Genomic DNA, 15,356 nt, shown 5'->3' with positions numbered 1-15,356 from the left:
TCCCATGGGCATCCTCTTTTTCTACAATAATTATCCAATCAAACTAAGCAGGTAACCCCCAATAATTCCTGTAACCACAATCACCCAAGGCGGCAGTTTCCAATAAGCAAGCATACTAAACAATAGGGCAGCAAAAGCGAAATCCATTGGATCTAGAATAGAACTAGTCCAAATTGGAGTATAAAAAGCAGAAATTAAAATACCGACAACAGCTGCATTTACACCCATTAATGCACCTTTAATTTTTGGATTACGGCTTAAACTTTCCCAAAAAGGCAACGTTCCTAAAACAAGTAAAAACGCTGGGAGAAAGATTGCAAAGGTGGCCAGCAAACCTCCAGCCCACCCATCCATTACAGCACCAATATAGGCAGCAAAAGTAAACAAAGGTCCAGGTACAGCCTGTGCTGCGCCATATCCTGCTAAAAACGCTTCTTTACTGAGCCACCCACCTGGAACAAATTCACGTTCCAGCAACGGTAAAACAACATGCCCTCCTCCAAAGACCAAAGAGCCTGAACGATAAAAACTATCAAACATCGCCACCCAACTAGAAGCAGTAAGCTCTCTTACAATAGGAAGGACAATCAATAAACCGAAAAATAAACCTAAACAAATGAATGCAAATCTCCGAGAAAGCGGGACCTGTATAGCAGCTGTAGAATCCTCATTCTGCCCCTTAAAAATAATAAAACCTGCGACTGCCGCGATTAGGATTACACTTACCTGTGTATATGCTGTTTGCCATAACAGGGTACATATTAAAGCGAGTAAAGCAATTGCTTTTCGAGAAAGGTCAGGAGTTAACTTTTGTGCCATCCCTAAAATAGCGTGAGCTACGACGGCAACTGCTACAATTTTTAACCCGTGAATCCAGCCGGCATTTCCAATATCCAATTCATTTAGGAAAAGGGCAAAAAGGATCAGAATGACGACTGATGGGATTGTAAAACCAGCAAAAGCTAAAATACCTCCTAACAAACCGCCGCGCATCACTCCTATCCCTATTCCAACCTGACTACTAGCTGGACCGGGTAAGAATTGACAAAGAGCCACTAAATTAGCATATCGCTGGTCATCAAGCCACTTTCTCTTCCGAACATATTCCTCATGAAAATATCCTAAATGAGCAATTGGACCGCCAAATGAGGTTAGCCCAAGTTTGGTAGAAACAATTAAGATTTCTATTAGTAAAGTAAGTTTAGTTTGTTTCATAAATCCCCCTTTGAATTTCAAGTTTTATAAGATAAGTTTATCTGTATTTTTCCAATTATTCACCTAAAACAACCTCCTAAATTATTAAGAAAATGTAAATCAATCTCTTTACATACCGTACCAGGGTATAATATAATTTCTATATCAGCTGATTTACAATGTTTTCATGTTGGATTAGTTTTAAACCAAAGACAATCTTTAAAAAACGTGTGCTTTAAATTAGCACGCTATATTTTTAGAAAAAATATACCCTATATAGGTATTAAGGAGTGAAATCAAATGAAAAAATGGGCTTTTTCTGCATTAGTATATCTGTTGGTTGTCGTGGGAGGTTATTATGTTTATGCTTCTTTTACAGACGAAACAGATTCTCATAATGATACAACGGTACCACACGAACAAGAGGCAGAGACTTCTCAAGGTCATGAACATGAAGAAAACAGAGATAACCACGATAGTGAAAGTGAAGTCATTACAGATTTACAAGTTTTAAATAATGATTTAATTATTAATATAAATGATTTAAAAGGAAACCCTGTATCAGATTTAGAAGTAAATCACGAAAAACTGCTGCATTTAATTGTTGTCAGCTCCGATTTGAAGGAGTATCACCATTTACATCCTCAAACCTACGAGCCTGGAGTGTTCAAAGTACCTCATTTATTACCAGCAGGCGAGTATAAAGCATTTGTTGATATTAAACCAAAAGGCAAGAAGTATAAGGTAACACCTATATCATTCATGGTAGGGGAACATCATACAGAACATAAGGAAGATTCTCTAACGGTTGATTCGGAATTAACAAAGGAAGCTGGTGGCCATACAGTTAAACTGTTTCCAAGTGCATTAAAAGTAAATGAGGACATCCAACTTACATTTGATTTAGGAGGAGATACCCCAGAGCAGTATCTCGGAGCATTAGGACATGTCGTAATCCTTGATCAAAAAGGTCAAAATTACGTTCACGTTCATCCTCTAGAAGGAAATAAACCTGTATTCTCTACAAAATTTTCAGAACCGGGGATATATAAGATATGGGCAGAGTTTAAATTTAACGGCAAAGTATTTGTATTTCCATATGTAGTAGAGATTAAATAGACCATTGAAAGCACCGGTACTTTCATATGGTAAAAACCGCCTCAGAATTGTCAAAAACTCTTCATATGTTCTTCATAATATCTGACTACTATTGTTATAGTATTAACTTAGGAAAAGTCCTTTTTATCATTAAAGGAAAAATTAGGTGAATCCATGTACAATCTTATGAGTCAATTCAGTTCATTTGTAAGCAAACCGTTTTTTATCATCGCCAATAATCTGGAATCTTGGCCAATCTTATTTGCCTTACTTCTAGGAATAGTGGGAGCTTTGGCACCATGTCAGCTTACTGGAAACATCAGTGCCTTGACACTATATGGTAACCGATCTTTTCAACAAAAAATTGTTTGGAAGGATATTATCTTCTTCACTTTAGGGAAGATAGCTGCCTTCACATTATTAGGCGGGCTGGTATGGCTAGTAGGAAGAGAAATTCAAGATAGTCTAATATCGTATTTCCCATGGAACCGTAAAATTATGGGACCGCTGCTAATTATTGTAGGTTTGTACATGTTAGGATTCATAAAACTACAAGGAACAATCAATTTATTTAAAGGAGCTAAAGATTACAACAGCGAAACCCCCTTTGGTTCCTTTATGCTTGGTTTCAGTTTTTCACTTGCTTTTTGCCCAACGATGTTTATTCTGTTTTTTGTTACCTTAATGCCGGTTGTATTGTCCAGCTCTTATGGTTTTATCCTTCCATCCATATTTGCTTTTGGTACTGCGCTCCCGTTAATTTTATTTATTTTCATTATTTGGTACCTCGGTGGAGGCGGGCTATTAATGAAAAAGGGAAGAAATTTCGGTGCCGCCATACAAAGGGTTTCAGGGATATTTATTATTTTATTAGGGATATTTGACACCTTTACCTATTGGTCTTTGTAGCAGCTTTCTTGGATAAAAATATGGCTATATGAACAAAATGTGAAAGTTGAAAAATAATAAGATAAAAATATAAAAATCACTTTACATAGGGTAGGGGGGTATGGTTAAATATAATTAAGAACCTTACCTGAATATCTAGGTAAACAAAATTACTTATAACGAAAGGATGTATATATAATGGAAAAAGTAACTTTAAACGTACAAGGAATGTCTTGCGATCATTGTGTCAAAGCAGTTGAAGGCAGTGTCGGTGAACTTAACGGAGTCAGCTCTGTGAAAGTTAATTTAAAAGCTAAAACTGTGGATGTAGAATATAACAATCAAGAGGTAACACTTGATAAAATCAAAGAAACCATTGATGATCAAGGTTACGACGTAGAGTAATAAAGAAGAAAACACGTGCTAACTGAATAGCACGTTCTTTTTCAAATTAATTATACCCATACAGGGTATAAAGGGGTGGCTTTTATGTCTCAAGCTTTAAAAGAAACCAATTTACAAATTTCTGGCATGACCTGTGCAGCTTGTGCCTTAAGGATTGAAAAGGGATTAAATAAATTAGAAGGTATAGAAAACGCAACCGTAAATCTAGCGTTGGAAAAATCCGCTATTAAATACGATCCACAAAAACTTAACGTAGAAGATATTGAAAAAAAGATAAGAGACCTGGGTTATGATGTGGTTACCGAAAAAGCAGAATTCGATATTACTGGAATGACCTGTGCAGCATGTTCAACAAGAATAGAAAAAGGATTAAATAAGTTGGATGGTGTCGTAAAGGCAAATGTAAATCTTGCACTTGAGAAAGCGACCGTTGAATACAATGGTTCTGTGTTAACACCGAGTGACATAATCAAAAAAGTTGAAAAGCTTGGTTATGGAGCTCATATAAAAGAAGATGTAAAGGAATCAACCGATCATCGCCAACAAGAAATTAAAAAGCAAAGTGGCAAATTTATTTTTGCTGCCATACTGTCCCTTCCCTTGTTATGGGCCATGGTAGGACATTTTTCATTTACATCCTTTTTTTGGGTTCCTGAAGCGTTTATGAATCCATGGGTACAGCTTGCATTAGCTACTCCTGTTCAGTTTATTATTGGTGCCCAGTTTTACATCGGAGCCTATAAGGCGCTCAGAAACAAGAGTGCAAATATGGATGTACTAGTTGCTTTGGGTACGTCCGCAGCCTATTTTTACAGTTTGTATTTATCAATCATGTCTCTTACGGAAGACGCACATGGTATGGAGCTTTATTATGAAACAAGTTCCGTATTAATTACCTTAATTATCTTAGGTAAGCTCTTCGAAGCGAAAGCAAAAGGTCGTTCATCAGAAGCCATCAAAAAATTAATGGGTCTTCAAGCCAAAACTGCCACTGTTGAAAGAGGCGGGCAAGAACTAGAAATCCCACTAGAAGAAGTTGCTGTTGGAGATATTCTCCTCATCAAGCCAGGTGAAAAAATACCTGTAGACGGAATCATCATTGAGGGGAATTCAGCCATTGATGAATCCATGCTTACCGGAGAAAGTGTTCCTGTTGATAAGTCGATTGGCGACGGTGTCATTGGAGCCACTCTTAACAAAAATGGATTTTTAAAAGTTGAGGCAAAAAAGGTCGGCAGAGACACAGCACTAGCGCAAATTATTAAAGTGGTTGAAGATGCACAAGGTTCAAAGGCACCAATCCAAAGACTTGCAGATCAAATATCTGGATTATTTGTACCAATCGTAGTTGGAATCGCCGTTTTAACGTTTATTATCTGGTTTGTGTGGATTACTCCTGGTGACTTTGGAGAGGCATTAGAAAAAATGATCGCTGTACTTGTTATTGCCTGCCCATGTGCATTAGGATTAGCAACACCAACATCCATAATGGCAGGATCGGGAAGAGCTGCAGAATTTGGAATTCTCTTTAAAGGTGGAGAACATTTGGAAATGACCCACCGAATCACAACCGTTGTATTGGATAAAACCGGGACAGTAACAAATGGTACACCTGTGTTAACGGATGTAATTACAGACAAAATGTTTAACGAGGAAGAATTCTTAGCATTGATTGGATCCGCTGAAAAGCAATCGGAGCATCCGTTAGCACAAGCAATTGTCCAAGGGATAAAAGATAAAGGAATTACCTTTAAAGATATTTCTGAATTTGAAGCAATTCCTGGCTTTGGCATTAAAGCAATGGTTGATGATAAAGAATTATTAGTTGGTACAAGAAAACTAATGAATAAGTTTAATGTGGATGCCTCCGCCGCTTTTGAAAAAATGGATGAATTAGAAAAGGCAGGAAAGACAGCTATGCTTGCCGCTATCAACGGTCAATACGCAGGTACTGTTGCTGTGGCTGATACCATTAAAGAAACCTCGAAGAGTGCGATTAACCGCCTTAAAACTAAGGGACTTGATGTCATTATGATAACTGGTGATAACCAGCAGACTGCACTTGCAATCGCAAAACAAGCTGGAATTGATCATGTGATTGCAGAGGTTCTTCCAGAGGGCAAGGCAGATGAAATTAAAAAATTACAGGCACAAGGAAAGAAAGTCGCGATGGTTGGGGATGGGATAAACGATGCCCCGGCCCTGGCAGTTGCTGATATTGGGATGGCTATTGGAACTGGGACAGATGTAGCGATGGAGGCTGCTGATATCACACTTATTCGCGGGGATTTAAATAGCATTGCAGACGCAATCTTTATGAGTAAGAAGACTATCACGAATATTAAGCAAAATCTATTCTGGGCACTTGCCTATAATTCACTTGGCATACCATTTGCTGCGTTAGGCTTCTTAGCCCCATGGCTGGCAGGTGCAGCAATGGCATTTAGTTCTGTATCCGTTGTTCTTAATGCTTTACGTTTGCAAAAAGTAAAACTATAGATGGGAAATTCATAATAATACTAAAAGGCTGACACATAATTGTCAGCCTTTTTCACATTTTTCACTATCTTTAACTCTTATACTTATTTTATAAGGAATCCATTTTGATAAGTTGGGTGAAATAGCATGAATCAAATATTACTAATTGAAGACGAGCAAAGTGTATCAACTGTTGTTAAAGGCTATTTAGAAAATGAAGGATATAGAGTCGCTAGTGTTACAAGCGGATTAAAAGGGCTAGATGTATTTAAAACCGAAGATATTAACTTAATTATACTAGATTTAATGCTTCCTGATATTAGCGGTGAAGAGGTTTGTAAAATAATTCGTCAAACATCCGATGTCCATATCTTTATGCTTACAGCCAAAGGCTCCTTAAATGACAAAATTGATGGATTAAATATTGGTGCAGATGAATACTTGGTAAAGCCTTTCAGCCCTAGAGAGCTTACCGCTAGAGTCAATGCTTTATTCAGGAGAATTGGCTCAAAGTTTCCATCTTCAAACGTGATTTTTGATGATGGCTATTTGGTGATAGATTGTGATAAAAGGTCTGTTAGAATATTGTCACAAGAGATTCCGTTTACACCTAATGAGTTTGATCTTATTTGTGCCCTCGTTACCGCTAAAGGAAATGTATTATCTAGAGAGCAATTGATTGACAAAGTTTTTGGTGTTGATTTTTGCGGCTATGATCGGACGATTGATGTTCATATAAAAAATATTCGTAAAAAGATAGAAAAAGACACAAGGAACCCTAAATATATTGTTACGGTAATGAAAGCTGGCTATAAATTTGGCGGTGAGAGGTAAGTGCAAACCATCAATAGAAGATTGAGTTTGTTATTGGTGCTATCAGCAGTGGCAGCTATCCTGTTAGTTACCGTTTTTGTCAACTTGACAGTTTCTAATAAATTTAACGAATACATGATTGATATTCAAAACAAAAGATATGAAAGAATTGTTTCTTATTTTGAGGAAGCCTATAAAAGGGAAGGGAAATGGTCCGCAGATACAGGAGTAGAATTAATGCACGAGGCTAATATGGGGAATTATTGTCTGACCCTTTTAGATAGCAGCAATCAAGCGGTCTGGGGAATGGATCCTGCTGACTTAATAACCCAAATTCATATTGGAGAAATGTCAGGACACGATAGTGGTGTTTATACTACCAAAACATTTGAAATTCGAGTGGATGGTACGATAGTTGGGTTTGTTGATATTGGACAATATTCGTCTGTGCTTTTATCCGAAGAAGACTTAACTTTTAAGTCATCAATTAACAAAAGTATTATTATTAGCGGATTTCTCACTCTGATGGTCATTGTAAGCTTGAGTCTTTATTTTTCAAGACAATTCTCAACACCGATTCGGGAAGTAGCAAAAATGTCTGTAAGCTTATCTCAAGGCAACTTCGATACAGTATCTAATGTTAAAAGTAATATTAAAGAGTTAGAGGATTTAAGAAAGAGTGTGAACATCCTTGCAGGTAAGTTAAAGTATCAGGACACACTCAGAAAAACGCTGGTTTCCGATATTACACATGAAATTAGAACGCCTTTAAATGTACTGCAGAATAATCTTGAGGCTATGATGGATGAAGTAGTACCAGTTTCAAAGGAGGGTTTACATTATTTAAACGAGGAAGTTATCCGCTTTGGTAAATTAATAAATGACTTAAACCTTTTAAAAGAGTTTGAATTAGAAAGCGTCAAACTAATTTATGAAACGATTCACCTTGATAGATTACTTACTGATTTAAGTAATGATTATTTTAAGGCTGCTGACTATAAGAATATTACTTTTGAATATGAAATCGCTGCTGATGAACAATATAAAATTATTGGTGATAAAGATAAGATAAAGCAAGTATTGATAAATTTATTATCAAATGCTATTAAATTTACTGATACTAATGGAAAGGTTGGTATTAAACTATACAAGGATAAGCATCACATCGTTGTTGAAGTGATAGATACCGGCATCGGGATTAAGGAAGAGGATTTACCGTTTATTTTTGAAAGGCTTTATAGAGGTGATAAAAGCAGGAATCAAATAGAAGGGAATGGCATCGGTTTAACAATCGTTAAAAATATACTAGAGCTCCATAATGCAATGATTGAGGTTGAAAGTATGGAAGGTATAGGAACGAAAGTAAAAGTCTATTTTAATACAACAAATTAAAAGATGATAAAAAAAGCTTTGGGAATCAATTGATTTCCAAAGCTCTTTTTTTACTGAATAAATTTCTCTCTAACCTTTTCAACATCCACAGTATTAATATCTTCAACAACTTCAATGATTCCAAGTAATTCTTGTTCATTTAAGAAAATACCGAATGATCCGCTGTCACTAATTGAGAATTCAATATTATTTATTCCTTTAATTCCCGTAAAATCTGTTACTATTTGCTTCGTTGATGAATTCAAAATCATAAAGTAGCCTTCAGCATTATCAAAGGCAGTTAAATCTAATGCCATTTTTGTATTTATTTCTTTATTCACTATTATTATAAGCGGCTCAAACTCGTATCCAGTTCCTTTAATGGCAATTGTCTGCCCGTTTGCAGTCACTTCAGCCTTTTTAACTAAACGATCCGTTGCTACCTTACTAAAATCATTTCCGTAGATACTAGGCTTTACAGGAACCGCCGCTGGAGCAGTTACAGCTGAATCAAGTCCCTCTCCGTCACTGCTTGAAGCTGTAATTGCTTCAAGATCATCTACCACCTTAATTACTCCACGTTTCATTCCCATCCAACAGCTAAAGTTTAAATCTTCTTCCCCAGGTGTGAATTCAATTAGATTATTGCCGCTTTGCAGCTTCTGTTGAATATTCATATCAGGAACTACAATGGTATTATTACAGCCAGTAATTTCTTCGCCTTCTACAACCCATTTAAGCGGCATCCCTTTTTGGACATAAAGAGTTTTGGGAGTATAGCCATATACATTCGCAGTCATATTCAAAACCTGAACACCATCTTGAATGGTTGCTTTAATCGCATTAGATGGGTCTGATGAGGCGCTTGTCTCACCAAAGGCACCAATATTAGCCATAATAGCCATCGGGCTTAAATTCATACCGGCGAGAGCAAGCCCTCTATTACTCATAATAAGACCAAGCATAATAATTAAAACACCGCTGAATTTTAGGATTTTCTTTGTATACCCTTTACTTAATAATCCTGACAAAGCTCCAAATGTCAGCATTAATGGGACAGTACCGATTGAAAACATAAACATTGATAACGCACCAGCTGCGGCACTCCCAGTTCCAAGAGCAAATATTTGCATCGTTTGTAATGGACCACATGGCATTAACCCATTTAGAAGCCCGACAAAAAACGGGGCTCTCGGTTTACTCATTGCTCTACAGGCAACATTAGGCAGCTTAATGTGGAATTTCCTAAAAGCCTTAAACCCTGCCATATTAAACCCCATCATTATCATGAATATACCGGCAAATAACTGTAGTCCTGCTTTGGCGTTAATGGATAGAGCAAAAACAGAACCAATTGCACCAATCACGCCGCCTAGAATGGTATATGCAGCCACTCTGCCAGCGTTATACAAAAGTGCTGGTTTTATCGCTTCAAATTTATTCTTGCTCTCTTTTCCAATACTTTGTGAGAGCATAATCCCGCCGCACATTCCAACGCAATGAATAGAAGTGATTACACCTGCAACAAATAATACCGCATATGAGGCATTAATAAGCTGTGATTCCATATCATAAGTTCCAGAATTAACTCCAAGCAGGACGACGGCTGCCGCCGCGATGAAAATGCCGATAAACTTATAGTCATTAGACTTTTCTGTGCTATAGCCAACACTTTGAATGGCTGCTTTTACTATATTTAAACTGCATAGTTCATCATCATATTCAATCTCCGCAAATTGACCACTAAAGCTTGCTTTAACATTTACTACACCCTCTAATTTCTTTACTGTCCGTTCAACCCGCTTCTCACAGGTTGTACAAGTCATCTCATACACCTTTATGCTTTCGCTTTTTATGCTCATAAAAGTTCCCTGCCTTTACCCGTTAATCAACATTAACTAATTAATAGATTAAGTATAGGAAATTATTGTGTTGATGATATGAAGAAAAAGAGTAGTAAGGTGAACAATTTGTAGACAAAATATAAACAAATTATGAACCATGTTAATAATATAATTGCTCATACTATAAAAAAAGATTGAAAAGAGGAATCAATTTGGAACCTTTTATGCCTCAATTAGTGTATTTTGAACCGAGAGCCTTAGAATACCCGCTTGGAAGAGAACTGAAAGACAAATTTGAAAAATTAAACCTTGAAATCAGAGAAACTACCTCACATAACCAGATTCGTGATTTACCAGGAGAGAATGAAAATCAGAAATACCGAAATGCAAAATCAACCCTCGTAGTAGGACTAAGAAAGACACTTAAATTTGATACATCTAAACCTTCAGCAGAATATGCTATTCCGTTGGCTACAGGCTGCATGGGGCATTGCCACTATTGTTACTTACAAACCACGCTTGGCAGTAAACCCTATATACGCACTTATGTAAACTTAGAGGATATTTTTGCGCAGGCTCAAAAGTACATGGATGAGCGAAAGCCAGAAATAACAAGATTTGAAGCGGCATGTACCTCTGACATTGTTGGTTTAGATCATTTAACACACTCTCTAAAGAAGACAATTGAGTTCATTGGACAGTCCGAATTTGGGAGACTACGATTTGTAACAAAGTTCCATCATGTAGATCATCTTTTAGATGCTAATCACAATGGAAAAACAAGGTTCCGTTTTAGTGTTAATTCACGATACGTAATAAAAAACTTTGAACCAGGAACATCTTCCTTCGAAGATCGATTATCAGCAGCTAGAAAGGTCGCAAAGGCAAACTATCCTTTAGGATTTATTGTCGCACCCATATATTTACATGAAGATTGGAAGGAAGGATATCGTGAGCTTTTTGAACGATTAAGTGAGGAACTGGCAGGCTTAGAAATACCGGATTTGACGTTTGAACTTATCCAACACCGCTTTACAAAGCCTGCAAAAAACGTGATTGCAAAAAGATATCCAAAAACCAAGCTTGAAATGGATGAGGAAAAACGTAAATATAAATGGGGCCGTTATGGAATTGGGAAATATGTTTATCCAACAGAAGAGGCGAATGAATTAGAAACGACGATTCGCAGGTACATTGACGAATATTTTCCAAATGCAATCATCGAATATTTCACATAAAAAATTTTTTTGCTCGTACACCGTACTATTTTGATGAGTAATCGCTTAAAGATGTAACAATGAGTACACCTTTAGGAGTGACTGCCATGAAAATAGACGGTGTTTTTTCTGGAGGAGGCATTAAAGGATTTGCCCTAATTGGTGCAATTCAAGAAATTGAAAAAAGAGGTTTTCAATTCGAGCGAGTTGCTGGAACGAGTGCTGGGTCGATTGTTGCCGCTTTAATTGCAGCAGGATATGGAAGTCATGAGATTGAACAAGTTCTTGATGACCTGGATTTAACTAAGTTTCTCGATGCTCGAAAAATGATTATTCCTTTTCCACTGGCTAAATGGCTTTTTGTTTATTGGAAGTTGGGTTTATATAAAGGGAACGAGCTGGAAAAGTGGCTTGAAGAGAAATTAGCAGCAAAAGGTGTAAGAACATTCTCGGATTTGCCGCCGCAGAACTTAAGAATAATCGCGTCCGACCTCTCAAATGGCAGGCTGATGGTCCTGCCGGATGATTTAGTTAGATATGGTATTCCTCCTGAATCCTTTTCAATCGCAAAAGCTGTAAGAATGAGCTGCAGTATTCCCTATTTTTTTGAGCCTGTTAAATTAAAATCGATGGATGGAGTAAATGTGATTGTTGATGGAGGAGTATTAAGCAATTTCCCAATGTGGTTATTTGACAGGGAAAATATACAAAAGGTAAGGCCGGTAATCGGAATTAAATTAAGCGCAGATGAATACGAGCATGAAAAACATAAAATCAAAAATGCCATTCAGTTATTTGGAGCACTGTTTGAAACGATGAAGGATGCGCATGATTCGCGGTATGTATCTAGAAAACATGCCCAAAACATCATTTTTGTACCTTCTGAGGGGGCCTTATCAATAGAGTTTCATCTGACAGATGAAAAGAAACAGGAATTGTTTGAATTAGGCAGAGAGGCTGCTAAGAAGTTCTTTAAGTCTTGGTGTTACTAGATGGAAGCAAATAAAAAAGTCGAGCGTTTATAATGACGCTCGATTTTTCTTTTTGCCTTTTTTGCCATCGATGACTGTTAAGTGAACAGGGGATTTCTTTTTTGTTTTGCTTTTCTTCAATGAAGTAAGTGGACCAAAGGATGTACTTTTTATTGATTGTTCTCCACCTTTAGCTTGTAATCGTTTTTTGGACTTCTTAGCCGCTTTAATAAAGGCCTGCTGTTCTTTATTCCTAGGATTTGATCTACGAATTAATCTAAAAACAAAATAAATGGCTAAACCGACCAATGCGAACACCACGATATTCTTAAGAAAACCGATAGGATCGTTTGCAAAAGCCCCTATAATGCCAATTATTCCCAAAACAATTACACTGCCAACCAAAGGAACGGAAATCCGATTTTTCAAGAAAGCCACCTCCCTAAGAGCATCATAAGCATTTTTTTAATTTTTTAAACACATAATTAATAAGGTTTTAGACATTTCTTCTATTTTAAGCAATTATATCATCACTCTCCGTTTGTTCTTTATGATTAAGACAGGAGATATGGAGAAACTTTTTAGCTTACTTTGGAAAATTAATATGTACTTAATTTTATTCTACTTCAACCATGAAAAAACCTCTAGGATGACATAATATTTCCAATTAAAAAGTTAATTCTATGCAAGTGAATGGCAATGAATGGGCATAATATGGTGGAATTCTTATGGATTAAATTTTGAAGTAAAATAAAGTTTTTAAGGGGGTAGATTATTATGGCTAATGGGTCAAAGAAATCAAATTATCCAAAACCAATGTCTTTTACAGCCGTAGTTTTCTGGACGGGATTATTTGGAGGCCTATTTTGGGGGACAATGGGTTTTTTAGCATACTACTTTAATTTCACAGAAATTAGACCAAATGTGATCTTAGGACCTTGGGCATTGGGAAACTGGAAAAATGAATGGCTTGGGACGGTTATTTCGATCATTTTACTTGGGATTCTTTCTGTTGCTGCTGCTTTTCTTTATTCCCTGACACTAAAAAGGTTTAATGGAATTTGGTTGGGTTTAGGATTTGGGATTGTACTCTTTTTACTAGTGTACTTGGTGTTAAATCCGATTTTCCCAGGGATAAAGCCATTTCTAGACTTAAGTCGTGATACGGTTATTACAACAATTTGTTTATATTTGGTTTATGGATTATTTATAGGCTATTCCATCAACTATGAGTATGAAATCAATCATACCGAAGAAAATGAGACCGCTTCATAATCCCATATTAGTCTTTATAGTCAGAGTTGTGATAAAATAATTTTTGATAATTTCAAAAGATAATTTATTTTTTGTTAGATAATTACATATGGGAGAGTGGGAGAAGATGGAAAGGATAGATAAATTAAGGGCAAGTTTTTCTACACTTGGCATTGATGGTTTTTTAATAACAAGTCAATTTAACCGCCGCTATATGACGAACTTTACTGGTTCGGCGGGAGTTGTGCTCATTAGTGATTCTAAAGCACAATTTATTACTGACTTCCGCTATGTTGAACAAGCATCAAACCAATGTCAAGGGTATGAAGTTGTCAAGATGGCAGGAACTCTTGTGGAAGAAGTAGCGAAACAAGCAAAAAACCTGGGTATAAAGAAACTTGGTTTTGAAGAAGATCATTTAACATTTTCCACTTATAAAGCTTATGAAAAAGAACTCGAAGCAGAACTTGTTCCTGTTTCAGGCGTTATAGAAAAATTACGCTTGATTAAGACAGAAGCAGAGATTAAGATATTAAAGGTAGCTGCAGATATTGCCGATGCTGCGTTTAAGCATATATTGGATTTTATTCAACCAGGAAAAACGGAGCTTGAAGTATCCAATGAATTAGAGTTCTTTATGAGAAAGGCAGGCGCAACTTCTTCTTCCTTTGATATTATTGTTGCCTCTGGGTATCGCTCTGCGCTCCCACATGGAGTTGCAAGTGATAAGGTGATTGAAAAAGGAGATTTTGTAACCTTAGACTTTGGTGCTTATTATGACGGCTATGTATCAGATATCACTAGAACAGTGGCAGTAGGTGAACCTGAGGCAAAGCTTAAGGAAATATATGACATCGTTCTAGAAGCCCAATTGAGGGGAATGGCTGGTATTAAGCCTGGGATCACAGGAAAAGAAGCAGATGCACTAACAAGAGATTACATAACAGAAAAAGGTTATGGAGATTATTTTGGGCATTCCACCGGTCACGGTATAGGACTTGAGGTCCATGAAGGTCCGGCTCTTTCTTTCCGTTCCGATCTTGTTCTTGAACCGGGCATGATTGTAACGGTTGAACCAGGTATCTACCTGCCAGGACTTGGCGGGGTTCGAATTGAAGATGATACTCTCATTACGAAGGACCACAACGAAGCTTTTACTCATTCTACAAAAGAACTTATTATTTTGTAATCGACATAGGAGGATAAAACATGATTTCTGTTAATGATTTTAAAACAGGTCTAACAATTGAAGTGGACGGCGGGCTTTGGCGCGTTCTTGATTTCCAGCACGTAAAACCAGGGAAAGGCGCAGCATTTGTTCGTTCAAAGCTTCGTAACCTTCGTAATGGAGCAATCCAGGAGAAAACATTCCGTGCAGGTGAAAAAGTTGAAAAAGCGCAAATAGATAACCGTAAAATGCAATATCTATATGCCAGCGGTGATCAGCATGTGTTCATGGATATGGAATCTTATGAACAAGTAGAGCTTCCTGCAAGCAATATTGAATATGAATTAAAGTTCTTAAAAGAAAACATGGAAGTTCATATCATGATGTTCGGACATGAAACACTTGGTGTGGAACTGCCAAACACTGTTGTCCTAGAAGTTGCTGAAACAGAGCCAGGAATTAAAGGTGATACTTCATCAGGCGGCACTAAGTCAGCTACTCTTGAAACTGGGCTTAATGTTCAAGTGCCATTCTTCGTTAACCAAGGAGATAAATTAATTATTAATACTACAGAAGCTTCCTATGTTTCTCGTGCATAATTAACTCATTAAACTAAGACCGGTTTTTTTACGGTCTTAGTTTTTTTTATAAACAT

At 36.9% G+C, this 15,356-nt stretch carries 14 protein-coding genes; 11 read left to right on the top strand and 3 right to left on the bottom strand.

Features of this window, described 5'->3' with window-relative positions:
* Positions 1–30: 30 nt before the first annotated feature.
* Entirely contained in the window at positions 31–1,215 is a 1,185-nt protein-coding gene (locus QNH29_RS22205) for a chromate transporter (protein ID WP_283861476.1), read from the bottom strand.
* A 279-nt stretch (positions 1,216–1,494) separates the two neighbouring features.
* Here QNH29_RS22205 and QNH29_RS22200 point away from each other — a divergent pair, with 279 nt between their 5' ends.
* From QNH29_RS22200 to QNH29_RS22175, 6 genes are all read left to right on the top strand, one after another.
* The gene (locus tag QNH29_RS22200; RefSeq protein ID WP_283861475.1) at positions 1,495–2,313 is read left to right on the top strand and encodes a DUF8832 domain-containing protein; all 819 of its coding nucleotides are present in this window, start codon (positions 1,495–1,497) and stop codon (positions 2,311–2,313) included.
* Between the two features lie 153 nt (positions 2,314–2,466).
* Positions 2,467–3,201 (top strand): urease accessory protein UreH domain-containing protein, encoded by a 735-nt coding sequence (locus QNH29_RS22195; protein ID WP_283861474.1) that lies wholly within the window; start codon positions 2,467–2,469, stop codon positions 3,199–3,201.
* 177 nt (positions 3,202–3,378) lie between these two features.
* A complete protein-coding gene (gene copZ / locus QNH29_RS22190) occupies positions 3,379–3,585 on the top strand; it encodes a copper chaperone CopZ (protein ID WP_283861473.1) in 207 nt (68 codons plus the stop codon).
* 84 nt (positions 3,586–3,669) lie between these two features.
* A complete protein-coding gene (locus QNH29_RS22185; RefSeq protein WP_283861472.1) occupies positions 3,670–6,084 on the top strand; it encodes a heavy metal translocating P-type ATPase in 2,415 nt (804 codons plus the stop codon).
* A 126-nt stretch (positions 6,085–6,210) separates the two neighbouring features.
* A complete protein-coding gene (locus QNH29_RS22180) occupies positions 6,211–6,897 on the top strand; it encodes a response regulator transcription factor (protein ID WP_283861471.1) in 687 nt (228 codons plus the stop codon).
* The gene (locus QNH29_RS22175) at positions 6,898–8,268 is read left to right on the top strand and encodes a HAMP domain-containing sensor histidine kinase (RefSeq protein WP_283861470.1); all 1,371 of its coding nucleotides are present in this window, start codon (positions 6,898–6,900) and stop codon (positions 8,266–8,268) included. It abuts the gene before it with no gap.
* A gap of 50 nt (positions 8,269–8,318) precedes the next feature.
* Here the strand turns inward: QNH29_RS22175 and QNH29_RS22170 are convergent, their stop codons facing one another.
* Entirely contained in the window at positions 8,319–10,109 is a 1,791-nt protein-coding gene (locus QNH29_RS22170; RefSeq protein WP_283861469.1) for an urease accessory protein UreH domain-containing protein, read from the bottom strand.
* Positions 10,110–10,303: 194 nt separating this feature from the next.
* Here QNH29_RS22170 and splB point away from each other — a divergent pair, with 194 nt between their 5' ends.
* Positions 10,304–11,329, top strand: coding sequence for a spore photoproduct lyase (gene splB / locus QNH29_RS22165; protein WP_283861468.1), 1,026 nt, complete (start codon positions 10,304–10,306; stop codon positions 11,327–11,329).
* A gap of 86 nt (positions 11,330–11,415) precedes the next feature.
* Positions 11,416–12,300 (top strand): patatin-like phospholipase family protein, encoded by an 885-nt coding sequence (locus tag QNH29_RS22160; protein WP_283865715.1) that lies wholly within the window; start codon positions 11,416–11,418, stop codon positions 12,298–12,300.
* A gap of 27 nt (positions 12,301–12,327) precedes the next feature.
* Here the strand turns inward: QNH29_RS22160 and QNH29_RS22155 are convergent, their stop codons facing one another.
* Positions 12,328–12,717, bottom strand: coding sequence for an SA1362 family protein (locus QNH29_RS22155; RefSeq protein WP_283861467.1), 390 nt, complete (start codon positions 12,715–12,717; stop codon positions 12,328–12,330).
* 339 nt (positions 12,718–13,056) lie between these two features.
* Here QNH29_RS22155 and QNH29_RS22150 point away from each other — a divergent pair, with 339 nt between their 5' ends.
* From QNH29_RS22150 to efp, 3 genes are all read left to right on the top strand, one after another.
* Positions 13,057–13,554, top strand: coding sequence for a YqhR family membrane protein (locus QNH29_RS22150; RefSeq protein ID WP_283861466.1), 498 nt, complete (start codon positions 13,057–13,059; stop codon positions 13,552–13,554).
* Positions 13,555–13,660: 106 nt separating this feature from the next.
* Positions 13,661–14,722 (top strand): M24 family metallopeptidase, encoded by a 1,062-nt coding sequence (locus QNH29_RS22145; protein WP_283861465.1) that lies wholly within the window; start codon positions 13,661–13,663, stop codon positions 14,720–14,722.
* Positions 14,723–14,742: 20 nt separating this feature from the next.
* Positions 14,743–15,300, top strand: coding sequence for an elongation factor P (gene efp / locus QNH29_RS22140; protein WP_283861464.1), 558 nt, complete (start codon positions 14,743–14,745; stop codon positions 15,298–15,300).
* Positions 15,301–15,356 lie beyond the last annotated feature (56 nt).

It is taken from the genome of Neobacillus sp. DY30 (assembly GCF_030123065.1).
GTDB lineage: Bacteria > Bacillota > Bacilli > Bacillales > Cytobacillaceae > Neobacillus.
Note: the sequence above shows the minus strand (reverse complement) of the source record. Positions and strands in the feature narration are given on the sequence as shown.